The 26,714-nt window shown below is 69.3% G+C and carries 28 protein-coding genes and 1 riboswitch; of the genes, 13 read left to right on the forward strand and 15 right to left on the reverse strand.

The annotated features are described in order from the left end of the window. Nucleotides 1-14: 14 nt before the first annotated feature. Genes ACWDU4_RS17535 through ACWDU4_RS17545 form a run of 3 tightly spaced genes read right to left on the reverse strand, consistent with a single transcriptional unit; the run spans nucleotide 15 to nucleotide 3,094 of the window. Nucleotides 15-875: an alpha/beta fold hydrolase gene (locus ACWDU4_RS17535; protein ID WP_450115186.1), complete on the reverse strand. Its 861-nt coding sequence runs from the start codon at nucleotides 873-875 to the stop codon at nucleotides 15-17. After that, the gene (locus ACWDU4_RS17540) at nucleotides 862-2,097 is read right to left on the reverse strand and encodes a Rieske 2Fe-2S domain-containing protein (RefSeq protein WP_450115187.1); all 1,236 of its coding nucleotides are present in this window, start codon (nucleotides 2,095-2,097) and stop codon (nucleotides 862-864) included. The genes ACWDU4_RS17535 and ACWDU4_RS17540 overlap by 14 nt, the downstream gene beginning before the upstream one ends. Before the next feature lie 55 nt (nucleotides 2,098-2,152). Continuing rightward, nucleotides 2,153-3,094 carry a PDR/VanB family oxidoreductase gene (locus tag ACWDU4_RS17545; protein ID WP_450115188.1) on the reverse strand — a complete coding sequence of 314 codons (942 nt, stop codon included), beginning with the start codon at nucleotides 3,092-3,094 and terminating at the stop codon, nucleotides 2,153-2,155. A gap of 149 nt (nucleotides 3,095-3,243) precedes the next feature. On the opposite strand from ACWDU4_RS17545, the gene ACWDU4_RS17550 reads away from it, so the two are divergent. The 4 genes from ACWDU4_RS17550 (at nucleotide 3,244) to ACWDU4_RS17565 (ending at nucleotide 6,951) form a co-directional block, all read left to right on the forward strand. Then, nucleotides 3,244-3,933, forward strand: coding sequence for a TetR/AcrR family transcriptional regulator (locus ACWDU4_RS17550; RefSeq protein WP_450115189.1), 690 nt, complete (start codon nucleotides 3,244-3,246; stop codon nucleotides 3,931-3,933). Nucleotides 3,934-4,296: 363 nt separating this feature from the next. After that, on the forward strand, nucleotides 4,297-5,622 hold the full coding sequence (locus tag ACWDU4_RS17555) for an MFS transporter (protein WP_450115190.1): 1,326 nt from the start codon (nucleotides 4,297-4,299) through the stop codon (nucleotides 5,620-5,622). Then, nucleotides 5,619-6,470: an alpha/beta fold hydrolase gene (locus tag ACWDU4_RS17560; protein ID WP_450115191.1), complete on the forward strand. Its 852-nt coding sequence runs from the start codon at nucleotides 5,619-5,621 to the stop codon at nucleotides 6,468-6,470. The genes ACWDU4_RS17555 and ACWDU4_RS17560 overlap by 4 nt, the downstream gene beginning before the upstream one ends. Before the next feature lie 55 nt (nucleotides 6,471-6,525). After that, nucleotides 6,526-6,951 carry a VOC family protein gene (locus ACWDU4_RS17565; protein ID WP_450115192.1) on the forward strand — a complete coding sequence of 142 codons (426 nt, stop codon included), beginning with the start codon at nucleotides 6,526-6,528 and terminating at the stop codon, nucleotides 6,949-6,951. A 9-nt stretch (nucleotides 6,952-6,960) separates the two neighbouring features. Here ACWDU4_RS17565 and ACWDU4_RS17570 read toward each other — a convergent pair whose 3' ends face one another. Beyond that, nucleotides 6,961-7,980 carry an AraC family transcriptional regulator gene (locus ACWDU4_RS17570; protein ID WP_450115193.1) on the reverse strand — a complete coding sequence of 340 codons (1,020 nt, stop codon included), beginning with the start codon at nucleotides 7,978-7,980 and terminating at the stop codon, nucleotides 6,961-6,963. Between the two features lie 7 nt (nucleotides 7,981-7,987). After that, a complete protein-coding gene (locus ACWDU4_RS17575) occupies nucleotides 7,988-9,169 on the reverse strand; it encodes a pyridoxal phosphate-dependent aminotransferase (protein ID WP_450115194.1) in 1,182 nt (393 codons plus the stop codon). A 119-nt stretch (nucleotides 9,170-9,288) separates the two neighbouring features. Between ACWDU4_RS17575 and ACWDU4_RS17580 the strand changes: the two genes are divergently transcribed. After that, the gene (locus ACWDU4_RS17580) at nucleotides 9,289-9,891 is read left to right on the forward strand and encodes a carboxymuconolactone decarboxylase family protein (RefSeq protein ID WP_450115195.1); all 603 of its coding nucleotides are present in this window, start codon (nucleotides 9,289-9,291) and stop codon (nucleotides 9,889-9,891) included. On the opposite strand, the gene ACWDU4_RS17585 is transcribed toward ACWDU4_RS17580, so the two are convergent. Continuing rightward, entirely contained in the window at nucleotides 9,866-10,786 is a 921-nt protein-coding gene (locus tag ACWDU4_RS17585; protein WP_450115196.1) for a sigma-70 family RNA polymerase sigma factor, read from the reverse strand. The two genes, ACWDU4_RS17580 and ACWDU4_RS17585, sit on opposite strands and share 26 nt — an antisense overlap. A 254-nt stretch (nucleotides 10,787-11,040) precedes the next feature. Between ACWDU4_RS17585 and ACWDU4_RS17590 the strand changes: the two genes are divergently transcribed. Genes ACWDU4_RS17590 through ACWDU4_RS17620 form a run of 7 tightly spaced genes read left to right on the forward strand, consistent with a single transcriptional unit; the run spans nucleotide 11,041 to nucleotide 17,957 of the window. Beyond that, entirely contained in the window at nucleotides 11,041-12,111 is a 1,071-nt protein-coding gene (locus ACWDU4_RS17590) for an ABC transporter substrate-binding protein (RefSeq protein WP_450115197.1), read from the forward strand. 16 nt (nucleotides 12,112-12,127) lie between these two features. Next, nucleotides 12,128-12,937, forward strand: a complete 810-nt coding sequence (locus ACWDU4_RS17595) for an ABC transporter ATP-binding protein (protein ID WP_450115198.1) — start codon at nucleotides 12,128-12,130, stop codon at nucleotides 12,935-12,937. Then, the gene (locus tag ACWDU4_RS17600; protein WP_450115199.1) at nucleotides 12,930-13,790 is read left to right on the forward strand and encodes an ABC transporter permease; all 861 of its coding nucleotides are present in this window, start codon (nucleotides 12,930-12,932) and stop codon (nucleotides 13,788-13,790) included. The genes ACWDU4_RS17595 and ACWDU4_RS17600 overlap by 8 nt, the downstream gene beginning before the upstream one ends. A gap of 27 nt (nucleotides 13,791-13,817) precedes the next feature. Then, nucleotides 13,818-15,164, forward strand: coding sequence for an LLM class flavin-dependent oxidoreductase (locus tag ACWDU4_RS17605; RefSeq protein ID WP_450115200.1), 1,347 nt, complete (start codon nucleotides 13,818-13,820; stop codon nucleotides 15,162-15,164). Further along, on the forward strand, nucleotides 15,161-16,381 hold the full coding sequence (locus tag ACWDU4_RS17610) for an MFS transporter (RefSeq protein ID WP_450115201.1): 1,221 nt from the start codon (nucleotides 15,161-15,163) through the stop codon (nucleotides 16,379-16,381). Before ACWDU4_RS17605 ends, ACWDU4_RS17610 begins: the two co-directional genes overlap by 4 nt. Nucleotides 16,382-16,392: 11 nt before the next feature. Further along, nucleotides 16,393-17,382: an LLM class F420-dependent oxidoreductase gene (locus ACWDU4_RS17615; RefSeq protein ID WP_450115202.1), complete on the forward strand. Its 990-nt coding sequence runs from the start codon at nucleotides 16,393-16,395 to the stop codon at nucleotides 17,380-17,382. Nucleotides 17,383-17,387: 5 nt separating this feature from the next. Further along, nucleotides 17,388-17,957, forward strand: a complete 570-nt coding sequence (locus ACWDU4_RS17620) for a GNAT family N-acetyltransferase (protein WP_450115253.1) — start codon at nucleotides 17,388-17,390, stop codon at nucleotides 17,955-17,957. Here ACWDU4_RS17620 and ACWDU4_RS17625 read toward each other — a convergent pair. The 5 genes from ACWDU4_RS17625 to ACWDU4_RS17645 all read right to left on the reverse strand — a co-directional run bounded on the left by ACWDU4_RS17625 (nucleotide 17,954) and on the right by ACWDU4_RS17645 (nucleotide 23,404). Further along, the gene (locus ACWDU4_RS17625) at nucleotides 17,954-18,613 is read right to left on the reverse strand and encodes a DUF3239 domain-containing protein (protein WP_450115203.1); all 660 of its coding nucleotides are present in this window, start codon (nucleotides 18,611-18,613) and stop codon (nucleotides 17,954-17,956) included. The genes ACWDU4_RS17620 and ACWDU4_RS17625 overlap by 4 nt on opposite strands. 10 nt (nucleotides 18,614-18,623) lie before the next feature. Then, nucleotides 18,624-20,303 (reverse strand): DNA repair helicase XPB, encoded by a 1,680-nt coding sequence (locus ACWDU4_RS17630; RefSeq protein ID WP_450115204.1) that lies wholly within the window; start codon nucleotides 20,301-20,303, stop codon nucleotides 18,624-18,626. A 198-nt stretch (nucleotides 20,304-20,501) separates the two neighbouring features. Beyond that, complete coding sequence (locus ACWDU4_RS17635) at nucleotides 20,502-20,876, reverse strand: hypothetical protein (RefSeq protein WP_450115205.1); 375 nt, start codon at nucleotides 20,874-20,876, stop codon at nucleotides 20,502-20,504. Between the two features lie 14 nt (nucleotides 20,877-20,890). Further along, a complete protein-coding gene (locus ACWDU4_RS17640) occupies nucleotides 20,891-21,016 on the reverse strand; it encodes a hypothetical protein (RefSeq protein WP_450115206.1) in 126 nt (41 codons plus the stop codon). Between the two features lie 105 nt (nucleotides 21,017-21,121). Beyond that, nucleotides 21,122-23,404, reverse strand: coding sequence for a helicase-associated domain-containing protein (locus ACWDU4_RS17645; RefSeq protein ID WP_450115207.1), 2,283 nt, complete (start codon nucleotides 23,402-23,404; stop codon nucleotides 21,122-21,124). Nucleotides 23,405-23,464: 60 nt separating this feature from the next. Between ACWDU4_RS17645 and ACWDU4_RS17650 the strand changes: the two genes are divergently transcribed. Then, on the forward strand, nucleotides 23,465-23,656 hold the full coding sequence (locus ACWDU4_RS17650) for a hypothetical protein (protein ID WP_450115208.1): 192 nt from the start codon (nucleotides 23,465-23,467) through the stop codon (nucleotides 23,654-23,656). Nucleotides 23,657-23,722: 66 nt separating this feature from the next. Here the strand turns inward: ACWDU4_RS17650 and ACWDU4_RS17655 are convergent, their stop codons facing one another. The 4 genes from ACWDU4_RS17655 to ACWDU4_RS17670 form a co-directional block, all read right to left on the reverse strand. Further along, on the reverse strand, nucleotides 23,723-24,334 hold the full coding sequence (locus tag ACWDU4_RS17655) for a transglycosylase family protein (RefSeq protein ID WP_450115209.1): 612 nt from the start codon (nucleotides 24,332-24,334) through the stop codon (nucleotides 23,723-23,725). Between the two features lie 5 nt (nucleotides 24,335-24,339). Beyond that, nucleotides 24,340-24,543: riboswitch (cyclic di-AMP (ydaO/yuaA leader) on the reverse strand. Between the two features lie 131 nt (nucleotides 24,544-24,674). Next, nucleotides 24,675-25,997 carry a glycosyltransferase 87 family protein gene (locus ACWDU4_RS17660; protein ID WP_450115210.1) on the reverse strand — a complete coding sequence of 441 codons (1,323 nt, stop codon included), beginning with the start codon at nucleotides 25,995-25,997 and terminating at the stop codon, nucleotides 24,675-24,677. Continuing rightward, nucleotides 25,994-26,401: a YccF domain-containing protein gene (locus tag ACWDU4_RS17665; RefSeq protein WP_450115211.1), complete on the reverse strand. Its 408-nt coding sequence runs from the start codon at nucleotides 26,399-26,401 to the stop codon at nucleotides 25,994-25,996. Before ACWDU4_RS17665 ends, ACWDU4_RS17660 begins: the two co-directional genes overlap by 4 nt. Beyond that, the gene (locus ACWDU4_RS17670; RefSeq protein ID WP_450115212.1) at nucleotides 26,398-26,655 is read right to left on the reverse strand and encodes a hypothetical protein; all 258 of its coding nucleotides are present in this window, start codon (nucleotides 26,653-26,655) and stop codon (nucleotides 26,398-26,400) included. Before ACWDU4_RS17670 ends, ACWDU4_RS17665 begins: the two co-directional genes overlap by 4 nt. Nucleotides 26,656-26,714 lie beyond the last annotated feature (59 nt).

A 26,714-nucleotide genomic window follows, 5' to 3' on the forward strand; every position in this document is an offset into this window, starting at 1 on the left:
ACTAAGTACGGTACCTAATATCGGCCGGATCGGAAACCGGAGACGCGAACCGGGTCGTGGTCGAGGAACGCGTCGGCCAGCGCGGCGACCAGGTCCGGCCGCTCGGCCTGTGGATGATGCGCGGTGCCCGCGAGGACGGCGAGATCGCCGCGCGGCAGGGCGTCGGCCACTGCGGCCGCGTAGTCGGGCCCGGCGAACGGATCGTGCCGGCCCCACACCACGAGCGTCGGGGAGCGGACGCCCGCGAGGTGGTCCGTGAGATCGTCCGCGGGTGCGGGAGTGGTCCCGGTGGACCAGCGGAGTGGCGACAGGCTCGACCGGTATCGTGCCGCGACCGTGTCGGCCGGGATGCGCGTCGCGTCATGCCATTCCAGCGTGGTCAGCAGTTTGCGCATCTTGCCCTCGCTGGGGCCGGAGCCGCCGTAGTAGTGCGTTCGGATGCGTGCGGCGAGACCAGAATCCCGGGTGAGGTCGCGGCGTCCCCCGGGGGCGGGGGACGGCTGGCTCCCGATGACCACCATGCGGCGGACCGTCTCCGGATGCTCGGAGGCGAGGCGCAGCGCCACGGACCCCCCGAGCGACTGCGCGAGGACGTCGACCCCGGTCAGGTCCAGCTGCGCCAGCAGCCGAGAGACCGCGTCCGCGGCCACACCCGTCGCGGGAGTGTCCGAGTGACTTGCCGCCGCCGACCCGCCGTAGCCGGGTAGGTCGATCCAGAGCCAGCGGCGGCGGCCACGGGTCAGGACGTCATGGAAGTCGGACGTGGCGTGGCAGCCCGGTCCGCCGCCGTGGAGGACGACGGTGACCGGTCCGCCGCGCGCGCCGGCCCACCCGTGGTGCAGCGGGTGATCGACAGCGAACTCAGTGTCCGACAAGGCGTTCGGTCGGCTGGACCGCGGGTGCCTGCTGTTCGATGTGACGACGCCACGCCGAGATCGACAGGTCGGGCCGGTAGAGCTGCTCCGGCGGGGCGTCGGTGACGTCGACCATCCAGGCGTCCTGCCGGGTGAACTGGCCGTGGAAGAGCCACCGGAACGCCGCCAGGTACTTGGCCTTGAATGCCAGTGCGGTTCGGCCCTTCTCGAAGCGCACCATCAGCTGCACGTAGCGGACGTGGTCGGCGTCGACGGGGACGTACCACTCGTAGTGGATGAACTTGGGGTACGCGACGCGCAGCAGGCCCGGCATCCGGATCGAGACGAACCCGGGGATGTCGAGGGAGTCGATGACGGGGTTGGCGTCACCGTTCTTGCCGGGATGGTCGGGCAACGGGATCCGCTTCCACCACCGCTTGTTGGTGAACTTCCCGACCCCCGGGAAGTCGGCCTCCCAGTGGATTGCGTCCTGCACGCGGACGAGCCAGCCGTCCTTCTCGACGATGCGGGTCTCGTTCCAGGCCGGCATCACCTTGAACAGGCGCCACAGTGCGGTGTTGTGCAGATACTTGGCGTGGCCCTCGTCGAATCCGTTCTCGGCGGCGAAGCGCCAGTTGCCGTTCCGCACCTCGTTGCGGCCGCCGAGGACGAGGGTGTTCTCGGTGAGCTCACGCGGGATGTCGCGCTCGACGGGCGGCGGGGTCTCGCCGTCGGCCACGTCACCGATGTAGACCCACAGGAGGCCGAGGCGTTCCTCGACTGGGTAGGTGGCGACCGATGCCTTCCCGCAGATGGGGCTGTCGGGTCCGTCGGTGAGGACCGCCTTGAGCTCGCCGGTCTCGAGTCCGAACGTCCAACCGTGGTACGCGCAGCTGATGGTGCCGGGGTACTGGCGCCGCCCCAGCGACAGCGGGACACCACGGTGCGGGCAGCGGTCGTGCAGGCCGCGGACGGTGTCGCCGTCGCGGACCAGGACGACGCGCTCACCGGCGAGGGTGATCGGCACGGGCTTCTCCTGGACCTGATGCGCCCAGATCGTCGGGTACCAATAGTTGCGCAGGCCCACGGTCGCTGCGTTGTAGACGGGCCACGACGTCCAGTCGGTTCCACCCTGCACCGGGGGACCGGACTGCGGCGCCTCCGGCTTGCGGCCGCGCGGGAGGCGGGCGCGGGGGGCACGCCGGGGTGCGGCGTCGGGTGTCGGGTCGGCAGTCGTACTCACAATTGCTCCAAACGGTCGGGTCGTGCAGCCGAGTGGCTGCGGTGAGAGATGAGATTCAGAGGTCCAGCACGAGTTCGGGGGTCCGTGCACGTGACACGCACGGCATGAGGGCGTCCATCCGGTCGTCGTCGGTCAGCGAGTCGCGATGAAGCGGCACACCGGCGAGCACCTTGGTCTGGCAGCTTCCACACACGCCGTCGCGGCACGCGCTCGGGAGAACGATTCCGGCGTCGTCGAGCGCGTCGAGCGCGGACCGGTTTGCGGGCACGGTGACCCGGATACCGGAGCGATCCAGGATCAGGTCGAACGGTGTCAGGTCGTCCTCGTCCTCGCGTGTCGCGGCTGCGAAGCGCTCGACGTGCAGCGTCCCGGCGGGCCACGACGCCGATGCGTCCTCGACCGCGTCGATCAGTTCTTCCGGACCGCAGCAGTAGACCGCCGTCGCGTCGTCGGGCGCGTCGAGCACGGTCGACAGGTTCAGCCGCCCCAGTTCCGCGGACGGGTGGACGGTCACCCGGTCGCCGTAGGCGGCGAGTTCGTCGAGGAAGGCCATCGAGTCGCGTGATCGGCCGCAGTACACCAGCCGCCACTGGCTGCCCGCGGAGTGCAGGCGCCGGATCATGGGCAGCAGCGGCGTGATGCCGACGCCACCCGCGACGAGGAGGTAGCGCTCGGCGTCGACGAGTTCGAAGTGGTTGCGCGGACCCCCGACCTCGACCAGGTCCCCGGGACGCAGCTCCTCGTGCACGTAGCGCGACGCGCCGGCCGACTGCGGGTCCTTCAGTACCGCGATGCGGTAGCAGTGCCGCTGTTCGGGTTCGCCCACCAGTGAGTACTGACGGACGTGGTCCGGCAGCCCGAGGTCGACGTGCGCGCCCGGTTCCCACTCGGGGAGCAGCCGGCGCTGGGGGTCGGCCAGCTCGATGGAGAGAACTCCGTCGGATTCCCGTCGTAGAGCTACGACTTCGAGATCGAGAACTCCTGTGTCCGTGGTCATTTTGTTCCCTTCGGCAAGTTCCGTACTAAGTACGGTACCGAATACGAGCGCGTTGCGAAACCTGGGAGGCGAATTTGATCGGAATGCCACTGCGGCGGTCCGCGGGGGGTCCGGTACGGTAGGGCTCGTCGAGAGACCCGAGGAGACCCATGGTTCGGCAGCAGAAGCGATCCCCTCGCCCGCTCACACCCGAGCGGATCATTGAGGCGGCTCTCGCCATCTGCAACACCGAAGCGGACCTCGACCGCCTCACCGTCCGGCGACTCGCAGCCGAACTGGGCGTCGGAGTGATGACGCTCTACGGCTACTTCCGCAGCAAGGACGAGATCCTCGATGCGATGGCAGACCACGTACTCGGCCGGATGACGTTGCCCGATGAACCTGACGAGGATCCCGCCGAGGCGATCCGCACCGTCGGTCGTTCCTTCCTGTCCACCATGCGCGACCAGCCCGCGGTGGTCCGCCTGTTCGCGACTCGTGTGACCGACAGTCAGACGGCGCTGCGCGGCGCGATGGAAGCGGTGCTGAAGCGGCTCGTCGACGCCGGTGTTCCGGGGTCGATTGCGGTGCGCTGCTACGGATTCCTCATCACGTACGCGATCGGATTCGCGAGCTACCAGGCGCCGCGGCAGTGGGGGCAGTCGACCGCAGAGGATGCGGACGAGCAGCGTCGTCAACGTCGTCATTACTACGCCGGGCTCCCGATCGAGGAGTTCCCGCTGGTGGTCGAGTATGCCGGCGAGGTCGTCGATCTGGCGTCCGACGCCCAGTTCGATGCCGGACTCGAGGCGTTCATCGACAGCACGATCCGCGAGATCGAGCGCGTCGCCCCGCACTGACCCGGCCGTTGTTTCCGGGGCGACCGCCGACCTGCGCGCGCCTGCGGCTTCGGTCTTCGCGGCCCGGCGTTGCCTGGAGTTCGTGGTCGATTAACGCTGTGTAAAGCAGTGGCTCGAAGCCTTCTCCACTGTTGACACCGTGCAATGGACCGTACATAGTACGGAGAAGTCGGTGCGATCGACCGGCGACCTTTGTCACTGTGCGCGCAGGCCTTCTCACCGTTGCGATTTCCTGCGCGCCACCTGTCCGGCGTGCTCTCGCCGGGCGCCCCTTTCGCTCCATGGCAGCCTTCTGCCAGCTCGCACGTGACGTCCCACTTCGACACGGTCGGCCGATGCGGCCGGCGCCCCTTAAGGACGACGATGACCGAAAGTTCGCACACCAAGTCGCAAAGCCGAAAAGCCGTGTTCGCAGGGTGGATCGGCACCACGATCGAGTACTACGATTTCGCCTGTTACGGACTGGCTTCCTCGCTCGTATTCGCCCCGCTCTTCTTCCCGTCGACCAATCCCGCTGTCGGCACGCTGCTCTCGCTCTCCACGTTCGCCGTCGCCTACATTGCCCGCCCGGTGGGCGCGATGGTGTTCGGGCACTTCGGTGACCGGATCGGCCGGAAGGCCGCGCTGATCATGACGCTCGTGCTGATGGGCGGGGCGACGTTCATGATCGGCCTGCTGCCGACGCACGACCAGATCGGGATGGCGGCACCCATCCTGTTGGTCCTCGCCCGGCTGGCCCAAGGCTTCTCGGTCGGCGGCGAGTACAGCGGCGCCGTCCTGATGACGGTCGAACACTCCGAACGCGGAAAACAGGGACTCCTCGGCGCGGTCGTCAACACCGGCGCCACGATGGGACTGCTGCTCGCCAACCTGATCTTCCTGCTCGTCTTCCAGATGCCGACCGACCACATGGAGTCGTGGGGCTGGCGAATTCCCTTCCTGCTCAGTGGTGTTCTGGTCATGGTCGGGCTCGTCGCCCGGACCACTCTCGACGAGACGCCCGACTTCGCGACGGCGAAGGAGAGCGGTGACGTCGAGCAACGTCCGGTCGTCAGCGTCCTGCGTGGTCACCTCTCCACGGTCGTCCTCGTGGCGATGGGCATCATCGCGGCGGGCAGTGTGTTCACCATGACCACCGTCTTCTCGCTGAGCTACGGCAAGGACGGGCTCGGGATGGACAAGAGCGCGATGCTGGAGGTGCTGCTGCCGGCGACCGTCGTGATCCTGATCTGCCTGCCGCTCTTCGGTCGCCTCGCCGATCGCGTCGGAATCCGGAGAATGTTCCTGGCAGGCGCGGCCTCACTCGTCGTCCTGCCGTTCGTGTGGTTCGCGTTGCTCGACACCCGCAACTACTGGCTGATGCTGCTGGGATTCGCGCTCATCTTCGTTGGATACTCGGCCAATTATGCAGTGGTGCCGGTGTACTTCTCGCAGGTCTTCCCGCCCTCCGTCCGGTTCACCGGGATGTCGATCGGATTCACCGTCGGACTCATCGCGGGTAGCGCGATCGCTCCTCCGCTGTCCGCGATGCTGCTCGAGAACACCGGGAGCTGGGTTCCGATCGCCGTCTACATGGCCTGCACCGGCGTCGCCTCGGTCATCGCCGGCGTGCTCCTCAAACTGCCCGATGGATCCGCCTCGACCGAGGATGCAGTAAATGACATTGTCACGGAAAGGATCTCGGGATGACCATCGCCGATGCGGGGGAGGTCGGCGCGGTGCCGACGCAGCGCCGTGAGGTCGTGGCGCGGGGTGCCACGCTGTCTTACCACGTCGCCAATCCGGACGCGCCGGGACGACCCGTCGTGTTGCTGCACCCATGGTTCGGCTGCTGGCAGTTCTGGACGCCGACCATTCGGGCACTGGAGGACAGGCCGTGCTTCGCGGTCGACTTCTACTCTCCGGCCGCGGGGCACTGGGACACCGTCGTCGGCCCCGAGGGGCTGGCAGAGGTGGTACTGGCGATGATGGACTCCGAGGGGCTCGACCAGATCGACCTCGTGGGCAATTCGGTGGGCGGCATCGTCGCCCAGGTGCTGGCATCGTCGGCCCCCGAACGGGTGCGCACCCTCGTGCTGGTGGGAACCGGCGCCGGCACGGTGGGGTGCCTGCCCGGGTTCGCGTCCGCGGTCGACGACTGGATCGCGGTCGCCCACGCCGGCGCCGAAGCGAGCCGGGCCGCGATCGACACCACCGTCGGGATGCTCGTCAGCCGGCGCCCGGACCCCGACACCTGGAACACTTTCCTGGACATGGTCGCGCAGGCAGACCCCGCCTATCTCGCCGCCACCCTCGCCGCCGCACGGCAACTCGACCTCACACCGAGGCTCGGCGCGATCACCGCCCCGACCCTCGTGGTTCGCGGCAGCGAGGACTGTGCCCGGACCCCGGCGCACGTCGAGGTGCTGGTGGCCGGGATCCCAGACGCCCGCGCGGTCGAGATGGCCGGCGCCGGGCACTCGCCGATGGTGGACCACCCCGACGAGTTCAACGCGTTGGTGGTGGCGCACCTGAACGGGGACGTCGTGCGCAGCTGACCGGTGTCGAAGCGGAGGAACGCGCACTGTCGGTGCCCGGCGGTACCGTCCCGACATGAGCTACGACTTTCAGGTGACGGTGGATTCGCAACGCCCGCACGAACTGGCGAAGTGGTGGGCGCAGACCCTCGGCTGGCGGGTGGAGCCGAGCGACGAGGACTTCATCCGCGGCGTCGTCGCCGCGGGTCAGGCCAGTGAGGACGACACCGAGATCTTCGAAGGGGTGCTGGTGTGGAAGGCCGGCGCCGGGATCAGCGATCCGGAACATCCGGAACGCCCGCGGGTCCTGTTCCAGTGGGTGCCCGAGGGCAAGACGGTGAAGAACCGGATGCACCTCGACCTGCGGGTGGGTGACGACCGGCAGGCGGTCGCCGACGCGCTCGTCGAACGCGGTGCGACGATCCTGCACCACGCCGAGCAGGGCCCGTTCCGGTGGATCACCATGACCGACCCCCAGGGCAACGAGTTCTGCCTCACCTGAGGACCGGAGTCAGCGGTAGGCGCCGGGGGTGCTTCCGGTCCAGCGCTTGAAGGCGCGGCGGAACGCGCTCGGCTCGGAGAACCCGAGCCGGGCGGACAACTCGTCGACGGACTCGCCGCGGGCCAGGCCCGAAATGGCGGTGTCGCGGAGCACCTCCTCGCGCAGCTGATTCAGCGAGGTGCCCTCGTGCCGGAGCAGCCGACGCAGGTGCGCGGCGCTGATCGAGAGCATGTCCGCGATGTCGTCGGCGGACGCGGTACGCCCCGCCACGCCGCGCTCGAGCGCCTTCCGGACCTGCGCCGCCGCGCTGCTGTCGTAATCCCGTTCGGAGAACAGCAGATTCGGGGACTCGCGCAGATACTCCTCGAGGGTCTCCTCGGTCTGGATGATCGGCGCCCGCAGCACCGCGTTGTCCAGTTCGATCGCGGCGTGATCGGCGCCGAAGCTGACCCGGACACCGAAGATGGCGTCGTACGCGCGAGCGAGCACCCGGTCCGGCTCGGGAAGGGGGAGGCGCACCGCGACGAGCTTCACTCGGCGCCCCACCAGCCACGCCGCGAACCGGTGCAGCAGCATCAGGACGAAGTCGGTGAGCAACTGGTCAGCCGCGTCCGCGATCTCCCGCGGCACCGCCGGATCCCGGTGCGGCATCTCCGCGTGCAGCACGGTGGTCTCCGGACCGGTCTCCAGACGGAGCGGCGACAGCCCCGGCATCACCCGGATCACGTCGACGAGCCGTTCGAGCGCGCTGCCGAGGTCGGGCCGGTGGATCAGGGTCAGGCACACCACCCGGAACGTGCCCCGCGGGACCGGCGCCGCGCCGAGCCCGAACAGTTCGTCGTCGGTCAGGTGCCACGCCGCCTGGGTGAACCGCGTCAACTGGGCGGGGGTGATGCGCTCGGCGCCCTCGCCGAGGACCGTCGGGGCGATCCCGGCCGCCGACAGCGGCGCGGCCATGTCGAACCCGGCGCCGGCCGCCAGCACGGCGGCGCGGCGCACGAAGTCGGCGGGAACGGTGCGACCGGTCATCGCCGGATCACCACCGCCCCGCCAGCCGGTGCAGCCGCTCGACCGCTTCGGTCAGCACGTCGTCGCGTTTGCAGAATGCGAAGCGCACCAGATGATTCCACGGCTCCTTGTGGTCGGCGAACACGCTGACCGGTACCGCGGCGACGCCGATGCGCTCGGGCAGCGCGCGGCAGAACGACTCGCCGTCGACGGCGCTCAGCGGAGAGATGTCCGCGCACACGAAATAGGTTCCGGCACTGGAACGGACACCGAAACCGGCCTCGGCGAGGGCGGTGGACAGCATGTCCCGCTTGCGCTGCAAAGTCTTCCGCTGCTCGGCGACCCAGGGCATCTCGTGCCGCAGGGCGTGCGCGACCGCAGGCTGGAACGGCCCGCCCGCGACGAACGACATGAACTGCTTCGCCGTGCGCACCGCGTCGACCAGCTCCGCCGGACCGCACGCCCACCCGGTCTTCCAGCCGGTGACCGCGAACGTCTTCGCCGCGCTCGACACCGTGACCGTCCGCTCCGCCATGCCCGGCAGCATGCCGATCGGCGTGTGGCTGCGGCCGTCGAACAGCAGGTGCTCGTACACCTCGTCGCTGAGCACCAGCACGTCGTGCCGGACGGCGACCTCCGCGATCGCGGCCAGCTCGGCGTCGGACAGCACGGTGCCGGTCGGATTGTGCGGGGTGTTCACCACGATCATCCGGGTGTCCGGACCGACCGCGGCCCGCAGCGCGTCCAGGTCCAGTGCGAAGCCGTCGCCGTCCGCGACGAGGGGCACGGTCCTGCGCACCCCGCCGGCCAGCGCCACCGCGGCGGCGTACGAGTCGTAGTACGGCTCGATCAGCACCACCTCCTGGCCCGGTTCGACCAGGCCGAGCAGGGTCGCACTGATCGCCTCCGTCGCACCGACCGTGACCAGCACCTCGGTGTCCGGGTCGAAACGCTGGCCGTACCGGTCGGCCCGATCCGCGGCGATCGCCTCGCGCAGCACCGGCATGCCCGGTCCGGGCGGGTACTGGTTCAGCCCATCGGAGATGGCGGTGCGCGCGACGTCGAGCATCGCGGCCGGTCCGTCGGTGTCGGGGAAGCCCTGCCCGAGGTTGATCGCCCCGTTCCGGACCGCGAGCGCCGTCATCTCGGCGAAGATCGTCGAGGCGAACGGCTGCAGTCGGGTCACCGTCTGAACACGTGGTGCGGGCATTGTCACAGCTTATCGGCCGTGTATCGGGCTGCTTCGACGACCGCTGTCACGTTTACTGGTCCTGTCTCGTCCACAAGTTGAAGGCCCCTCTCGGGCGCCCGCCGCGAACAGGAGAAGACATGACCCGCATCGCCCCCCTCGCCCCGAAGGATGCCGGAGTGCTGGCCCGGATCGCGTACCGGTTCGCCACCCGCCGGTTCGGTGTCGTACCGGAACCGTTCACCGTCGTCGCGCATCACCGGAAGCTGCTGATGGCGTCCGCCGTGCAGGAACTGGCCGCGGAGAAGGCCTCGACGGTGCTGCCCGCCGCGGTCCGCGATCTCGCCGTGTACCGCGTCGCGTGGACCGTCGGGTGCTCGTGGTGCGTCGACTTCGGCGCGATGCTCATGCGCCTCGAGGATCTCGACGTCGATCGGCTGCAGCACATCGACGACTACGCGACCTCGCCGCTGTACAGCGAGGACGAACGCGCGGCGATCGCGTACGCCGACGCGATGACCGCGACCCCCACCACCACGACCGACGAGCAGGTCGCCGACCTCGAACGCCGCTTCGGGAAGGCCGGCGTCGTCGAGCTGACCTTCCAGATCGCACTGGAGAACCAGCGGTCGCGAATGAACTCCGCGCTCGGGATCGTCGATCAGGGGTTCAGCACGGACTCGTGCCGGGTGCCGTGGGCCGACCAGCCGGCGGCCGTCACGTCGTCGGATTCGCCATCCTGACCCCGCCCAGCTTGGCGGGATTCGCGAAGTCGTAGGCGGCACAGACCTTTCCGTCGCGGACGGTGAACCCTCCCGCCCGCGCCGGAAAGCCGCGGTGGGTGGCGCCGCCCGGCATCCCCCGCGAGTAGAACCCGAGACGCCCGTTGACCATCGCCGGTTCCAGGCTCTCGAACACCCGGTCGCCGTACTTGGCGGCCAGGCCGAGGAAGAACCGCGCGAACCGGTCGGCGCCGTGCAGCACGTTCAGGGCGGTGCTCGTGGTGCCGCCGGCATCGCCGATCACCACGGCCTCCGGGTGGAGCGCGTCGATCACGGCACGCAGGTCGCCGGTGGCCATCGCGGCCAGCAACCGTCCCACCGCGGCGTCGTGATCGGGGTCGGGCGGTGGCACGTCGGCGGCCGCCACCGTGCGCCGGGCCCGCGACGCGAGCTGCCTGCAGCCCGCGACGGAGTTCCCGAGCAGCCCCGCGATCTCGTCGAACGGGACCCCGAATCCGTCGTGCAGCACGAAGGCGACGCGCTGGTCCGGGCTGAGGGTGTCGAGAACGACCAGCGCGGCCAGCCGCGCGTCCTCGTCCCGGACCACTGCCTCCAACGGGTCGACGGAAAGGGCTGACCCGACCGGTGTCACGATGGGCTCCGGAAGCCACTGTCCCACATACTTTTCCCTGCGCACCGCGGCGCTGCGCAGGTGGTCGAGGCAGAGTCGGCCGACCACGGTGGTCAGCCACGCGCGCAGGTCCCGGATGGTCCCGGCGTCCACCTCCTGCAGCCGCAGCCACGACTCCTGTACCGCATCCTCCGCGTCCACGACCGAGCCGGTCAGGCGGTAGCCGACCGCAAGCAGATGTCCGCGGTGTGTCTCGAACTCGTCGATCGGAACGGTGTCGTGCACGTGCCCCAGTGTACGGACGGCCCGGAGATAAGAATCGCGCTGCGAGTAATGGTTCACCCCGGTGGCGAACCGGACCTACCGTGTGCCATCACACCAGGTCCGAGGAGGCCGCCATGCTCGAGTGTTGTTGCCACCGCAGCTGAATCGTTCTGACACGTCACGCACTTGCGCACGTCCGATCCGCTCCGCCGAGCCGTCGACGGTGTGCGCACCCGACCCCGCCGTCGGCGGGCCTCACCCTCAGGGACACCACCATGAATCGTCCACGCCTCGCGCGGACCCTGGCGGCCGCTGCCGCACTGCTCACCGTCACCGGTCTCGCGGCCGGCTGCTCCTCGTCCGACACCGCGACCACGGCCGACGGCAGGACCGTCCTCCGCTACGAGGGCACCACCGGTCAGGTCACCTTTCCTGAGCTCGCCGCGGACCTCGGCTACTTCGACACCGTCGAACTGAACTGGGTCGGCGACACCACGAGCGGGCCGCAGAGCATCCAGAACGCGGCCACCGGCCAGACCGACTTCGGTGGGGCGTTCAACGGTGCGGTGCTCAAGCTGGCCGCGGCGCACTCGCCGGTCACCTCGGTGATCGGCTACTACGGCTCGGACAAGGAGACCTTCAATGGCTACTACGTCCAGGATGACAGTCCGATCCGGTCCGCGCGTGACCTGATCGGAAAGAAGGTCGGGATGAACACCCTTGGTGCCCACCACGAATTTCTGGTTCGGGAATGGCTGGCCCGGGAAGGGTTGACACCGGACGAGATCAAGCAGGTCGAGCTCATCGTCGTGCCGCCGGTCAACACCGAAACGGCGTTGCGACAGGGGCAGATCGATGTCGGCACACTCGGAGGCGTGTTCCGCGACAAGGCCGTCGAGCGAGGTGGGATCCGTCCACTGTTCACCGACGAGTCCATCTTCGGCAGCTTCACCTACGGCACCTATCTGCTGCGCGACGACTTCATCGCGGAGCACAAGGACGCCGTCGCGGATTTCGTACAGGGCACTGCCCGGGCCATTCGCTGGACACAGACCACCCCACGAGACGAGGTGGTGGCGCGATTCGAGGAGATCATCGCCGCTCGGGGACGCAACGAGAACACGGACCTGATCTCGTACTGGAAGTCGCCGGGTGTCGCCGGACCCGGCGGGGTGATCACCGACGAGGAGATCCAGACCTGGATCGACTGGCTCACCCGAAACGGTGAACTCGAGCAGGGGGCACTGACCACCTCCGACGTCTACACCAACGAGTACAACCCGTACGCCAACGGAACCTATCCCGCCGACAGCGGCGCGGACGGCCAAGCCCTCGCGGCCAAGTGACGGAGGAAGGAGCCCCATGACGATCAGTCCGAAACTTCGGCTCGAGCACGTCACGAAGCAGTTCGACGTGCGCGGGTCCAAGGAGCGGTTCACCGCGATCGAGGACATCGACATCGACGTGGCCGACGGCGAGTTCCTCGTCCTCGTCGGCCCGAGCGGTTGCGGAAAGTCGACGCTGCTCGACCTTCTCGGCGGTCTCACCACCCCGACGTCGGGCCGGATCCTGCTCGACGGTCGTCCCGTCACCGGACCGGGACTCGACCGAGGCATCGTCTTCCAGCAGTACGCTCTCCTGCCGTGGCGGACGGCACGGCACAACATCGAGTTCGGGCTCGAGGCCAAGGGCCTGTCCCGGGCGGTACGCCGTGAGCGTGCCGAACACTACCTGGAGCTGGTGGGACTGAAGGGATTCGGCGACCGGTACCCGCACGAGCTGTCCGGTGGCATGAAGCAGCGGGTCGCCATCGCCCGCAGCCTGGCGTTCGATCCCGAGGTCCTGCTGATGGACGAACCCTTCGCCGCGCTCGACGCGCAGACGCGGGAATCCCTCCAGGACGAGTTGCTGCGGATCTGGAAGGCGACCGGCAAGACGATCCTGTTCATCACACACGGGATCGACGAGGCGATCTACCTCGGGCAACGGGTCGCAGTGCTCACCTCACGTCCAGGCCGTGTGAAAGCCTTCGTGGACATCGACATCGAAAGGTCTGGGGCGGACGTGCGCTCCGACGCCGAGTTCCGGCACTACCGACACCGGATCTGGACCCTGCTGCACGACGAGGTGGAGCGCGCCCAGGTGATCGAGAAGGAGACGACTCATGTCTAGCGCTCTGCTCACCCCCGAGATCTCGGCACCGGCCGAACCTCGTTCGGCAGGAACCATTCCCGAGACCGGCCGTGTAGTTCGTGGAAACGGTGCCCGGCTGTCGGCGTCCCTCCTGCGGGTTCTCAAACCATCGCTGGCGATCCTCGTGTTCCTGGGGGCGTGGGAGCTCGCCCCGAGAGTCGGCCTCGTCGACGAGGTGTTCCTGCCGCCGTTCAGCACGGTCTTCGGCGCGTTCACCGACCTGGCCCGGAGTGGGGAGCTCTGGGAACACGTGTCCGCGAGCCTGTCCCGGGCGCTGACCGGGTTCGCCGTCGCCGTGGTGATCGCGATCCCGCTCGGCATCGCGATCGCGTGGTACCGGCCGGTGGCCGAGTTCCTGAACCCGATCCTGGAACTGTTCCGCAACACCGCCGCGCTGGCGCTGCTACCGGTGTTCGTGCTGATCCTCGGGATCGGCGAGGAGTCGAAGGTGGCACTGGTCATCTACGCCTGCACCTTCCCGATCCTGCTCAACACCATCTCCGGGGTGCGCACCGTCGACCCGCTGCTGATCAAGTCGGCGTCGTCGCTGGGCCTGTCCCCGATCCGGTTGTTCCAGAAAGTCGTTCTGCCTGCTGCCGTCCCGACGATCTTCACAGGGATCCGGATGGCCGCGGCATCCTCGATTCTGGTGCTCATTGCCGCCGAAATGGTCGGCGCCAAGGCTGGTCTCGGCTACCTGATCACCGCATCGCAGCTCAACTTCCAGATCCCGAACATGTACGCCGGGATCGTCGCGATCGCGCTCCTCGGCTTGTTTCTCAACGCAGTCCTCGTCCTCGTCGAGCGCCGGCTCTCCCGCTGGCGGGCGTGACCCCCGGACACATCGAAAGGTATATCAATGGCACAGTCCGCCAAGCGCTTCCATCTCAACGCATTCCTGATGGGGGTGGGGCACCACGAGGCCGCGTGGCGTCACCCGCGCACCGAGGCACACCGAGTCCTCGACGTCGCACACTTCCAGGAGCTCGCGCGCATTGCGGAACGCGGCAAGCTGGACTCAGTGTTCTTCGCCGACGGTCTCGCCGTCGGCCCGCGCATCAAGCACAACGCGCTGGCCGTCTTCGAGCCGGTGACCCTGCTGTCTGCGATCGCGGTGGCCACCGAGCGGGTGGGTCTGATCGCGACGGCGTCGACGAGCTACGGCGACCCCTACAACCTGGCTCGCAAGTTCGCCTCACTCGACCACATCAGCGGGGGACGGGCCGGCTGGAACATCGTCACCTCAGCGGGCGCCGACGAGGCCGCGAACTTCGGGATCGACGGCATCCCGGCACATCTCGGTCGCTACGAGCGCGCCGAGGAGTTCGTCGACGTCACTCTCGCCCTGTGGGACAGCTGGGAGGACGGCGCCGTCGTCCTCGACGAGGAGTCCGGCGTCTTCGCCGACCCCGAGCGCGTGCACACCGTCGATCACGTGGGGGAGCGGTTCCGGGTCAAGGGTCCGCTCAACTCACCCCGCTCGGTCCAGGGTCGGCCCCTGCTGGTCCAGGCCGGATCCTCGGAGAGTGGCAAGGAGTTCGCCGCGAAGCACGCGGAGGCCGTGTTCACCGCTCAACGCACCCTGGAGCAGGGACAAGAGTTCTACCGCGATCTCAAGGCCAGGGTGGTGCGGCACGGTCGCGCGGCAGACGAGTTGAAGGTGTTGCCGGGAATCGTCCCCTTCATCGCCGACACCCTGGAGGAGGCCGAGGAACTCGAGCGGTCCTTCACCGCTCTCATCTCGCCCGAGTACTCGCTGCGACAGCTGTCCACGATGCTCGGCGTCGACCTCACCGAGCATGCCCTCGACGCTCCGCTTCCGCCGTTGCCGCCGCTGGACGAGATCGAGGGCAACAAGAGCCGCTACCAGCTCGTCAAGGACCTGGCCGGCGAGGGTGACCTGACGGTCCGCGAGCTGATCGGATTGCTCGGCGGTGGCCGCGGGCACCGGACGTTTGCGGGAACACCCGAGCAGGTCGCGGACGAGCTGCAGGCCTGGTTCGAGCAGGGCGCCGCCGACGGATTCAACATCATGCCGCCGTACCTGCCGGGCGGCCTCGACGACTTCGTGGACCGGGTCGTCCCGATTCTCCAGGAGCGGGGGCTGTTCCGCGCCGAGTACACCGCCACCACCCTGCGCGGCCACTATGGGCTCGCGGACCCGGACAACCGATTCGCACGCACCCGGGCCGACGTCAGCGCGTGAAACCGGGGCATCACCTGAGGCCGCTGATCACCACGGTCTTCGTGCCGTCGGCGATCTTCGGGATCGGGCAGGGCGCGGGGGCGCCCGTCATCGCGCTGCTCGCGCGGGACCTCGGTGCGTCGGTTCCGGTCGCCGGGCTGATCGTCGCATTGGTCGGTCTCGGCGCGGTGCTCGGCGACCTGCCCGCCGGGCGGCTCGTGGCCACGTTCGGCGAACGTCGCGCGATCATAGGGGGCAGCGCGCTCGGTGCGCTCGGGGTGCTGCTGTCGCTTTGCGCGTGGAACCCCGCAGCACTGGCGGTCGGGGCAGTGCTCACCGGATTCGCCAGCGCGGTCTGGGGATTGGCGCGACAGAGCTACCTCGCCGAGGTGGTGCCCGACGAGATGAGGGCGCGGGCGATGGCCACGTTCGCGCTGATGTGGCGGCTCGGCTTCTTCGTCGGGCCGTTCCTCGGGGCGGCGGTGATCCTCACGGTCGGGATCCGCGGCGGATTCGCGGTCCAGTTCATCGGAGTCGTGCTCTCGGGCGTGCTCATGGCCAGAGTGCCCGATCCGCCGCGGGCGGCCGGGGCAGGTCCCGCGGCGGTGGCGACACTGCCCGAGATCCTGCGACGGCACCGCAGGCTGCTGAGCACACTCGGTGCCGGGTCTCTGCTGATGGGTGCCGCACGCGCGTCCCGGGAGGCGGTGCTGCCGCTGTGGGCGGACCACATCGGCCTCGATCCGGCGGCGGTCTCCGTCGTGTTCGGCGTAGGGGCAGCCGTCGACCTGCTGTTCTCGTACCCGGCCGGACATCTGATGGACCGGTACGGGCGCCGCTTCATCGCCGTGCCGTCCCTCGTCGTGATCGGTGTGTCGTACCTGCTGCTGCCGCTGTCCCACGACCTGGTGACGCTCGGTGCGGTGGCGGTGCTGCTCGGCCTCGGCAACGGGCTCGGGAACGGGGTGATCATGACGGTCGGTGCGGATGTGGCGCCACCCGCGACCAGGGCGGAGTTCCTCGCCGCCTGGCGCCTGACCCACGACACCGGCATGTTCACCGGACCGTTCGCGGTCGGGGCCCTCGCCGTGGTCGTGCCGCTCGGCGTGGCCGTCGCGGGCCTCGGGTTGGTCGCGGCCACCGGCGCGGCGGTGCTGTTCCGCTACATCCCGGTCTACTCGCCGTGGCCCCGAAACCCGGCGCCGGCGAACCCTGTTGCGGTGTCGGAATCTCGGTAGGATTCACGGTCATGCGATTCGGAATGTTCGTGCCGCAGGGTTGGCGGCTGGACCTGGTGGGCATCGACCCCGCCGAGCAGTGGAGCGCGATGAAGTCGGTGGCGCTGCGCGCCGAGGCCGGACCGTGGGAGTCGGTGTGGGTGTACGACCACTTCCACACCGTGCCGACGCCGACGGACGAGGCCACTCACGAGGCGTGGTCGCTGATGTCGGCGCTCGGCGCGGTGACGTCGTCGGTCCGGCTGGGCCAGATGTGCACCGCCATGAGCTACCGGAATCCGGCGTACCTGGCGAAGGTCGCCGCGACCGCCGATCTGATCTCCGGCGGCCGGATCGAAATGGGTATCGGCGCCGGCTGGTACGAACACGAGTGGCGCGCCTACGGTTACGGGTTCCCGGCGGCGGGGGAGCGGCTCGGCCGGCTCGACGAGGGCGTGCAGATCCTGCGGCAGGCGTGGACCACCGGCCGCGCCACGCTGGACGGGAAGCACTACCAGGTCGACGGTGCGATCGTGGCTCCGAAACCGCTGCAGGACGGCGGTATTCCGCTGTGGATCGCCGGTGGTGGCGAGAAGGTCACGCTGAAGATCGCCGCGAAGTACGCGCAGTACACGAACTTCGACGGCACCCTCGACGGGTTCACCCACAAGTCCGAGGTGTTGCGCGAGCACTGCGCCGCGGTCGGCACCGACTTCGGTGCGATCGTCCGCTCGGCGAACTACAACATCGCGATCGGCGCCACCGAGGCCGAGGTGGAGCAGCGGCTGGCGCAGATCAAGGCACAGATCGCGCAGTTCTCGGGGGAGGAGGTCGCCGAGGCGGCACTGTCGGCGTACCGCGGCATGCCCGGCGTGGGTACCCCGGAGCAGATCGTCGAGAACCTCACCGCACTGCGTGAGCGTGGCCTCGACTATGCGATCTGCTACTTCGCCGAGGCCGCCCACGACACCTCCGGCATCGAACTGTTCGAACGTGAGGTGATTCCCGCACTGGAGGCGTGAACGCGATGTTCGTGGTGGGCCTGTCCGGGCCCGGACTGTCACTGACGCCGCCGACCGAGGCGGACGTCGCCTCGATCACCAGCTGCTGCCAGGACGAGGCGATCGGACGGTGGACGACGATGCCGGTGCCGTATCGGCGGGCGGACGCGGAGGCGTTCGTGACGAGGGTGGTTCCGGCGGGCTGGGCCGACCGCAGTCCCACCTGGGCGGTGCGACACGGCCCCGACGGTCCGGCCGTCGGGATGATCGGGCTCGGCGCCCGTGACGAATCGGCCGCCGAGATCGGGTTCTGGCTCGACCCCGCCGAGCGTGGTCGAGGGCTGATGACCGCGGCGCTGAACCTGGTGTGCGACTTCGCCTTCCGTTCGGACACGCTGGCCCTCGAACGGATCGAGTGGCGGGCGTTCGTTGGGAACGCGGCGTCCGCTGCGGTTGCGCGGCGGGTGGGATTCCGATTCGAAGGCATCGCCCGCCGCGGGGGACTGCAGCGCGGCGTCCGCCGGGACATGTGGGTCGCGGGACTGCTGGCCACGGACCGGCGCACACCCCACGAGGGCTGGCCCCCGCTGGCCTAGCGGATGTCGTTGGCGGAGACCGGGATCTGCTGGTTCTGCGCCTTCGCCACGTCGTCGACCAGCGGGATCGACTTGGTCAGCAGCTTCCACTCGGCGTTCGGGATCTGCTCGATCGCCCGGCGGAGGACCTTCGGGTCGCGGGTGCCCCACGCGATCGGCATCGGGCTGACCATCTGCCAGGTGTCGGCATGGGAGTTCGTGGTGCGGTCCGAGAGCACCGAGATCGACGGGACGCGTTCGCCGACATTGGTCAGCGAATGCCCCGGCAGGGTGCGGATCGTGCGGGTGACCAGCGCGTAGTGCGGCGCGTCGGCGCTCGGCTTGGCGGTGTTCACCAGCGCCAGCAGCGTCGCGCCGCGCGGGCGGGACACCGCGACGATCGCCGGGACCAGTTCCCCGTTCGCGTACAGGTCCTCGACCGACCCGACCTTGCGGGGCGCCCAGAACGCCATCCACAGCGAGGCCACCGCGACCACGACCGCGACCGCGGCGAGGATGTACGACCACGGATGCGCGAGCACGACGAACCAGGCGGCGAGCGCGGCGAACAGCAGGGCGGTGATGATCGCGGACCAGCGCAGGCGGCGAACGTCACCGACCGTCTCGTTGACCGACTTGGCGTGGGCGGTGTCTACCGGGAACTCGAAGCGACGCACAGTCCTATTCCTACCCGATCGCCGGTCCGAGGAGGTCGTCCGCGTCGGTGATCCGGTACGCGTACCCCTGCTCCGCCAGGAACCGCTGCCGGTGCGCCGCGTACTCGGCGTCGAGCGTGTCGCGGGCGACGACCGAGTAGAAGTGCGCCTGCCCGCCGTCGTGCTTGGGCCGCAACAGCCGGCCCAGCCGCTGCGCCTCCTCCTGCCGTGACCCGAACGTGCCCGACACCTGGACGGCGACCGACGCCTCCGGCAGGTCGATGGAGAAGTTCGCGACCTTGCTGACGACGAGGGTCTTGATCTCGCCCGCCCGGAACGCGTCGAACAGCGCCTCACGCTCCCGGGTCTTCGTCGACCCCTTGATCACCGGTGCGTCCAGCGCCTCGCCGAGCTCGTCGAGCTGGTCGATGTAGGCACCGATCACCAGGGCCGGCGAGTCGGTGTGCCGGTCCAGGATCGACTTGACCACCGCGTTCTTGGTGTGCGCGGTCGAGCACAGCTTGTAGCGCTCCTCCGGTTCGGCGGTCGCGTACGCCATCCGCTCGGCGTCGGTGAGCGTGACCCGCACCTCGATGCAGTCGGCGGGGGCGATCCAGCCCTGCGACTCGATGTCCTTCCACGGCGCGTCGTAGCGCTTCGGGCCGATCAGCGAGAACACGTCGCCCTCGCGGCCGTCCTCGCGGACCAGCGTCGCGGTCAGGCCGAGGCGTCGCCGCGACTGCAGGTCCGCCGTCATCCGGAAAACCGGCGCGGGCAGCAGGTGCACCTCGTCGTAGATCACCAGGCCCCAGTCGCGGGAGTCGAACAGTTCGAGATGCTTGTACTCGCCCTTCGTCTTCCGGGTGATCACCTGGTAGGTCGCGATCGTGACCGGGCGGATCTCCTTCTTCTCACCCGAGTACTCGCCGATCTCGTCCTCGGTCAGCGAGGTCCGCGCGATCAGTTCCCGCTTCCACTGCCTGCCCGCGACGGTGTTGGTGACCAGGATCAGGGTCGTCGCCTTCGCCTTCGCCATCGCGGCCGCGCCGACCATCGTCTTGCCCGCACCACACGGCAGCACCACCACACCGGAGCCGCCCGCCCAGAACGAGTCCGCCGCCATCTCCTGGTAGTCGCGCAGGTGCCAGCCGCCGTCCGCGGAACCGGGGAACCGGCCCTCGTAGTCCAGCTCGATCGGGTGCGCCTCGCCGTCCACGTAGCCGGCGAGGTCCTCGGCCGGCCAGCCGATCTTGAGCAGCATCTGCTTGAGGTGCCCCCGCTCGGAGGGATGGACGACGACGGTGTCCTCGTCCACCTGCGCGCCGAGCATCGGGCCGATCTTCTTGTGCCTGCGCACCTCCGTGAGCACCGCCCGGTCCAGGCTGACCAGCACCAGTCCGTGGGCCGGGTTCTTCACCAGCTGCAGCCGTCCGTAGCGGGCCATCGTGTCGACGACGTCGACGAGCAGCGGCTGAGGCACCGCGAACCTCGAATAGGTGACGAGGGCGTCGACCACCTGCTCGGCGTCGTGCCCGGCGGCACGGGCGTTCCACAGCGCGAGCGGCGTGACGCGATACGTGTGCACGTGCTCGGGCGCGCGCTCGAGTTCGGCGAACGGCGCGATCGCCTGCCGAGCCTGATCGGCCATCGGGTGGTCGACCTCGAGCAGCAGGGTCTTGTCGGACTGGACGATGAGCGGTCCGTCGGTCACGTACGCCTCCTAGCGATGACAACCACTCCATTGTCCACGCTTCGCGCAGGAGGCGACGTGACCCGACGTCGGGACCGCCGGGCATCCGCGGGGTGTGCCGGAAACAGGTACGAATCGCGCCGGGTTCGTGCGCAACACCACGGAATTGTTTCCGCAGGGCCGAATTTCTCGAAAGCGTCGGCCGACCGTTTCCTTTTTCTAGCGCCCGAGATCCTGTCGAATATCCATCACCTGGACCAGCGCCTCGGAAATTCCGGCACGGTATCCGGCTTCGCGTTCGGTGTGCCCCGACGTGGCATCGAGTTCGTTTTCCAGTCGGTCCTTGATTCGATCAAGGGCTAAGAGTGTCTTTTTCACGAGGGGGCCTTCTGTTGTGTTCGATGCGGCGTGGATCGGGAAAATCCAATCCTGGGCGCACTCGTCGAGGACGAAGATTCGCGCGGAGGTCAGCGCCGCGAGCCGTCCGCGGGACCTGGGGCTCGGGGGTGCCGCACCGTCGGCGGACCCGCGCAACTGTCGGTAGAGGGTGTCGAGAACTCGGGAGGCCGCCGGTGCGGCGGTGTCGCAGTGCACGGAAATTCGGTCCGTCAGTGGCGCTTGCGTTTCCGGATCAACTCGCCGGACTCCGCCGCCCGGTCCCGCTTTTCCGCGCGCCTTTCCTTCAACGACTGTGCCGGTTTCTTGAGGTTTTTGCCGGGTTTCTTGTCTGCCATTGTCGCTCCTGAATTCGAAGTGGCAATCACTGGGCCCGACCATACTTCATTTTCCGAAGAAAGCCAGCCGTGCAGGCAGGCGGTCTTTTTCGAACTTTTTTCGGGTCAGTCGACCAGCGAGACCGACGTCACCCGGTGCAGCGTGAACCGGCGGATCGCGCCGTCGGCGGGGTCGAAGGCGTCGAGTTGGCCACCACCGACGCTGACCGGGTCGACGATGCGTTCCGAGGCGATGCCCTGCGCGTCGACGTACCCGATCCGGACGCTGCGCCCCACCTTCACCGCGAGCTGCAGCAGCGCCATCGTCGCGGCACTGCCGGCGCGGGTGCCGTCCGAGCGGACCGCCTCACCGCGCGGGGTCGAGGCCGCGCGCTGACCGGCCCGCAGCTGCCGGACCAGGAGGTCGAGCTGCTCGTCGGTCGGCGGGGCGGGCATCCGCCGGACACCGCGCGCGCGGCGCCTGGGCACCCGGGCCCCCGGCGGGCGCAGATCCACGATCGCGCCCGAGGAGTCCTCCCCGGCCGGGGCGAAACCGGCCGCCCGCAACTGTTCGAGCACCTCGCCGAGCGACGCCTGCGAGACCGCAACGGTCGGCGCCAGCGCCCGCAACGCCAGCGCCTCGGCGACCGGGGAGGACAGCACCTCCGCCAGCATCGCCGGGTCGTCGCAACGGACGAACGCCTGCGCGATACCGGCCCGCAGTCGGCCGTGCCTGCGCGCCACGTCGTCGATCAGGTACGTCAGGGCCTGCGGGACCGGGGTTCGCGAATGCGACGCGAACAGGGCGTGCAGTTCGGCGGCGGTCCGCCCGGCGTCGAGGGCGCGCCGCACGCTGGCCTCCCCGACCCGGTACACCGTCGCCGCGCCCGCCGACTCGACGTCGGCGACCAGCGTGATCTGGGCGAGCAGATCCGGCACCAGCGGCCCCGGCGCGATCACCGTCAGGTCCGCCTGAACCAGCACATGGTCGATCGGTTTCGGCAACGCCGCGACCATCTCGGCGAGCACCGACTCCGGAGGGCCGCCGTGCAGCAGGCTGCGGCCCGGTGACGACAGGGCCCCGCGGCCGATCAGCCCGACCGCGGTCGCCTCCCGCAGGGTGTGCTCGATCGCGGACACCCCGAGCCGGCCGGCCCAGCGGGGCCGGCGCCACGCCACGACCGCCGCCACCGCCGCGGCGCTCGCACCCACCCCGGTGCCGAGTTCGGCGACGACGTCGAGCACGAACCGGCGATCCCGCGGGGCGCCGGACGCCCGCACCTCGTCGGAGAGGGCGGCGATCGGCTTGTCGTGTGGGTCGCGCAGCCCCACCGTCCACGGTCGGCGCGGCAGGTCCAGCCACACCTGCGCGAGCAGCTGCCACCGATGGCCCGGGGTGCCCTCGAGCCACGCGTCCGCGGCCGTGGTGGGCGCCCAGTACTCGTCGCCGGTGTCGGCCGCGGGCAGCGGGTCGGGGACACCTGCGGCGATCAGTCCGGCGGCGGACAGCAGTTCGACGAGCAGACTCACCCTGGCCTCGTCGATCCCGACGATCTTGGCCAGCCGCCGCGCCTCGCGCACCCCGAGACCCCCGGCCTTGAGGGTCGGTGCGGGATGGTCACCGAGCGCGCCGAGCAGCTCCTCACAGTGCCGGATCAGTTCCAGCGCCTCGCCGGCGGCGGCCGCGTTCACCTCGGCGATCTTGTGCTTGGTCCCGCGCACCGCGGGCGGGGCCAGCACGGACGGGTCGGTGACGGTCTCGCCGCGCAGCACCTGGCCCACCTGGTGGGGCAGTTCGACGGTCTGCTCGTCGAGCCAGGTCAGCAGGCCCGATGCCAGGAGCCGCTGCACCGGCCGATCCGGCGAGGTGCCGGGGGCCGCGTCGCGGGTCCGGCCGATCGGTGAGCTGGTGGCGAGGGTGTCGAGCAACCGTCGTTCGTCCTCGGTGAGCCCCGCCACCGCCGCGGCGATCTGATCCGCGGTCAGCGTGGTGGTGGCCGGGTCGATCCGCCAGGTGACCGCATCGCGCGCCGCCGGTGTCACCCGCAGCGCCTTGGTGCCCCACACCAGCGCCCGGTCGCGCAGCACCGTCAGCGCGCGATCCACGGCCCGCGCCGGTGCCCGGCCCGCGACCGCGTCGGCGAGCTGGTCGCGCCGCACCCCGGACTCGGCGGCGCCGTCCCGGGCGAGCAAGCCGATCAACGTGAGTTCGAGCACGCTGAGGTCGTCCGCCACCCGCAACACCGACGCCCGCTGCTCGGCGCGGGACGCCAGCACCGACAGGTTCGCCGGCGGGGGGACCGCCAGGTCCGGGCGCAGTCGCAGCAATTCCGCCAGCTCGCGGTCGCTCCGCGTGCTGAGCCAGGTCGCCAGGCTGTCGGTCACGGCGGCGGGATCGGTTTCGGTCATCGATTGTCAGATTAGTGACCTGGGCTGTACCGGATGCCGACTCGGTGTCAAAATGGCCTCGTGGCTAACAATTCGAGCAAGCGTTACGTTGATCCAGGCTGGCCGGAGCACGTCAAGGAAGGTGACCACGCGGTCACCGAGCTCTCGTCGACTCGTTCCGGAGGGTTGTCCCCGTTCGGTGAGGAGACCGAGTTCCCGCGGCCGCTGTCCGAGCTGCCCTACACCCATCCCGTCACCGTCATCAACCGCTGACCGGACCGAACGGCAGAAGGGCCCCGCACCGAAACGGTGCGGGGCCCTTCTCACGTTCTGGGTGGCTCAGCGCGGAGCGACGGACTTGAGGAAGTCGATGACCTGCGGGTTGAGCTTGGCCTGCTCGTACAGGTTCTCGATCTGCGGGTCGACGGCGATGCCGCGGGCCTTGACGGCCTGGATGGTGCTGTCGAGCGAATCGAACACGTCGGCGGTGCCGTCGGTGGTCGGGATGCTGGTGACGGCCGGGGCCGGCGCCGGCGCGGGGGTCTCGGCCGGGGCGGCCGGTGCGCTGCGCTGGGTCGGGGCGCTGGTGAGGCCGAGGCTGGAGGAGCAGGACGGCCAGGCGCCCCAGCCCTGCGAGGCGAGGACCTTCTCGGCGACCGCGATCTGCTGCTCGCGGGTGGCCTGGTTGGCGGTGGCCGCGTACTGGCCGCCGCCGTGGGCGGTCCAGGTGCTGGGGGAGAACTGCAGGCCGCCCTGGTAGCCGTTGCCGGTGTTGATGGACCAGTTGCCGCCGGCCTCGCACTGGGCCAGGCGGTCCCAGTCGGAGTCCGGGGCGGCACCTGCGGGGGCCGCGAAGGCCGCACCCGCCGCGCCGAACACCGCGGTGGTGACGACGACCTTGGCGGCGGTCTTGCGCGTGTTCGTGGGCTTGCGATGGCGTCCAGCGCTCATGGAGGTTTTCCTCTCCGCACGCGCCTGCGAGGTCAGCTGTCGGGTTCGGGCTGAGAGGTCGCCCGGCCGTGATCGCTCCGTGATCGGCGCGAAAAACGGCTTCACCCCAAGGAAGGCCGGTTGCTCGCCTCCCGGTGTCCACTGGGGACGTGGGTCCCCCGTCCTTGTCCCTGGTTTCCTCTGGGGAATCCGTTCCGCGGGACAAGGTTTGGCGCGGCGGTCCGGACTGGCCGGAACACCGACCGCTGACGACCGTACGTGGCCGATCGCGGTGAGTCACCTCCTACGAAATCGGCGTGTTTCTCGGCGTTTCGCCAGGAGAGGTGGGCGTTTTCGCAGGTCAGCTGGCCGCTGCGTGGTCGAGACCGGTCCGTGACTCAACCGTTATGTGAGGTAGATCACAAGACTTCTCGGGGGTGTCCTGGGGCTTCGAGCGGCCGCGACCCCGCGGCGCGATCAACGTCGCCGCCGCAATCACCACGAACAGCAACGGATACACCGCCGCGAAGAGCGGGACGAGGGCCGCAGGCGCCGGGATCATGAACAGCCCGATCGCGTACACGTCGTCCGGGAACCGGTGCGCCCAGCACAGCAGCGGCACCGCCAGCGCGACAGGAAGCAGCCAAGGCCTCGCCCGTCCGGCCCGCAGCGCCCGATCCAGCGCCAGGATCAGCAACGGCACGAACCACACCCAGTGGTGGCCCCACGAGAACGGAGAGACGGCGCACGAGGTGAGACCGCACAGTGTCGTGGCGAGGAGGGTCTGCCCGCGTCGGTGCGCGAGACGCGCCGAGGCCAGCCCGAGCGCGGCGAGCGCGATCGCAACGCCCAGCCACAGCAGCCGCGGCGGCTCGTCGAGGTTCAGCCACCGTGCCAGGACACCCGACGCGGACTGGTTCGCCGGCCACGCCGTCTCGCCGATCCGGGTCGAATGCCAGATCACGCCGGTCCAGTACGCCCTGGAGTCGGAGAAGATCACCGCGAAGCCGATGGCGACGGTGGTCGCGAAACCCGCGACCGCCGTCGCGGCCGCCCGCCACTGCCGGGTGAGCAGCAGATGGACGACGAACAGCGCCGGGGTCAACTTGATGCCCGCCGCGACGCCCACCCCGAATCCCCGCAACCTGCTGCCCTCGGGGCGGCCGAGATCCCACAGGATCAGCAGCATGAGCAGCAGGTTCACCTGGCCGAGCCAGATCGTGGTCCGTACCGGCTCGAGCCAGCTGAGGACCACCGTCAGCAATCCGGTGGTGACATACAGCGCGCGGTCCGTGCGGTAGCCGAGCAGACGCCAGCACAGCAGCACGACCAGGTACAGCGCCGCGAAGTTCGTCAGGTGGCCGAGCAGGGTCGTCATCTCCGGCGTGAACAGACCCAGAGGGGCGAACAGTACCGCGGAGAACGGGGGATACGTCCACCACATCCCGCCGTGCAGTGCATGGTCGTAGAGTCCGGCGCCGGTCAGGACGGTGGCGCCGCCGCTGCGGTAGACGAGCAGGTCCAGGCCGTTTCGGAAGAAGCCCCACAGTGGGTGGCCGAGCGGGACGACCCGGTCGTGGGCGACGAGGGCAGCTGCGGCGAGCACCGCGAGCACGCCGAGGAACAGGGGATGTGTGGGGAGCGACCGCCCCGCATCCGGGTCGGTGCGGGGCGGTCGGCTCATGCGGGGCTACCGGGTTGGTACGAGCGGACTGAGCGGACGTCCACGATGTCCTTGCCGAGTGGCATCAGTGAGATCGGGACCATCTTCAGGTTCGCGACGGCGAGCGGGATGCCGATGATGGTGATCGCCATCGCGACGGCGCTCAGGACGTGACCGATCGCGAGCCAGATGCCGCAGAGAACCAGCCAGATCACGTTCCCGATCAGGGACCCGACGCCGGAGGTCGGTTTCTCGACGACGGTCTTGCCGAACGGCCACAGCGCGTAGACGCCGATCCGGAACGAGGCGATGCCGAACGGAATCGTGATGATCAGGATGCAGCACAGGACGCCGGCGACGAAGTAGCCGAGCGCGAGCCACAGCCCGCCGAAGACCAGCCAGATGATGTTCAGGAGGATCCTCATGTCTTGTCCTCTCCACGTACACGCCGGCCTGCCATCAGTGCGGAGATGATTCCGAACAGGAAGCCGAGCGGACAGAGCAGCGCCAGCAGGTACAGCGCGAGTCCGGGGGTGTGGCCGGTCGCCGCGACGACGAAGATCGCGATGATCGCGACCAGGCCAAGGAAGAACAGGGCGATGGCGGCGCGGAACAGGATGCCGCCGCCGGAGGCGGGGGTGCCGTTGGTGGATTCGGTGCCGGGGGTCTGTGGTGCCACACCCCCACGTTATCCCCGGCAAACCCGAGTGCCCGGGAGGGGCACGCGGAGGTAGACTG

The sequence above is a fragment of the Rhodococcus sp. NPDC003348 genome, from assembly GCF_053589375.1.

Excerpts from the sequence above, each read along its gene's own strand:
- ACWDU4_RS17555 (WP_450115190.1), top strand. The coding sequence starts at position 4,297 with ATGACCGAAAGTTCGCACACCAAGTCGCAAAGCCGAAAAGCCGTGTTC.
- ACWDU4_RS17580 (WP_450115195.1), top strand. The coding sequence starts at position 9,289 with ATGACCCGCATCGCCCCCCTCGCCCCGAAGGATGCCGGAGTGCTGGCC.
- ACWDU4_RS17620 (WP_450115253.1), top strand. The coding sequence starts at position 17,388 with ATGTTCGTGGTGGGCCTGTCCGGGCCCGGACTGTCACTGACGCCGCCG.
- ACWDU4_RS17590 (WP_450115197.1), top strand. The coding sequence starts at position 11,041 with ATGAATCGTCCACGCCTCGCGCGGACCCTGGCGGCCGCTGCCGCACTG.
- ACWDU4_RS17615 (WP_450115202.1), top strand. The coding sequence starts at position 16,393 with ATGCGATTCGGAATGTTCGTGCCGCAGGGTTGGCGGCTGGACCTGGTG.
- ACWDU4_RS17655 (WP_450115209.1), bottom strand. The coding sequence starts at position 24,334 with ATGAGCGCTGGACGCCATCGCAAGCCCACGAACACGCGCAAGACCGCC.
- ACWDU4_RS17645 (WP_450115207.1), bottom strand. The coding sequence starts at position 23,404 with ATGACCGAAACCGATCCCGCCGCCGTGACCGACAGCCTGGCGACCTGG.
- ACWDU4_RS17545 (WP_450115188.1), bottom strand. The coding sequence starts at position 3,094 with ATGACCACGGACACAGGAGTTCTCGATCTCGAAGTCGTAGCTCTACGA.
- ACWDU4_RS17640 (WP_450115206.1), bottom strand. The coding sequence starts at position 21,016 with ATGGCAGACAAGAAACCCGGCAAAAACCTCAAGAAACCGGCACAGTCG.
- ACWDU4_RS17660 (WP_450115210.1), bottom strand. The coding sequence starts at position 25,997 with ATGAGCCGACCGCCCCGCACCGACCCGGATGCGGGGCGGTCGCTCCCC.
- ACWDU4_RS17550 (WP_450115189.1), top strand. The coding sequence starts at position 3,244 with ATGGTTCGGCAGCAGAAGCGATCCCCTCGCCCGCTCACACCCGAGCGG.
- ACWDU4_RS17600 (WP_450115199.1), top strand. The coding sequence starts at position 12,930 with ATGTCTAGCGCTCTGCTCACCCCCGAGATCTCGGCACCGGCCGAACCT.
- ACWDU4_RS17595 (WP_450115198.1), top strand. The coding sequence starts at position 12,128 with ATGACGATCAGTCCGAAACTTCGGCTCGAGCACGTCACGAAGCAGTTC.
- ACWDU4_RS17665 (WP_450115211.1), bottom strand. The coding sequence starts at position 26,401 with ATGAGGATCCTCCTGAACATCATCTGGCTGGTCTTCGGCGGGCTGTGG.
- ACWDU4_RS17570 (WP_450115193.1), bottom strand. The coding sequence starts at position 7,980 with ATGACCGGTCGCACCGTTCCCGCCGACTTCGTGCGCCGCGCCGCCGTG.
- ACWDU4_RS17575 (WP_450115194.1), bottom strand. The coding sequence starts at position 9,169 with ATGCCCGCACCACGTGTTCAGACGGTGACCCGACTGCAGCCGTTCGCC.
- ACWDU4_RS17605 (WP_450115200.1), top strand. The coding sequence starts at position 13,818 with ATGGCACAGTCCGCCAAGCGCTTCCATCTCAACGCATTCCTGATGGGG.
- ACWDU4_RS17565 (WP_450115192.1), top strand. The coding sequence starts at position 6,526 with ATGAGCTACGACTTTCAGGTGACGGTGGATTCGCAACGCCCGCACGAA.
- ACWDU4_RS17560 (WP_450115191.1), top strand. The coding sequence starts at position 5,619 with ATGACCATCGCCGATGCGGGGGAGGTCGGCGCGGTGCCGACGCAGCGC.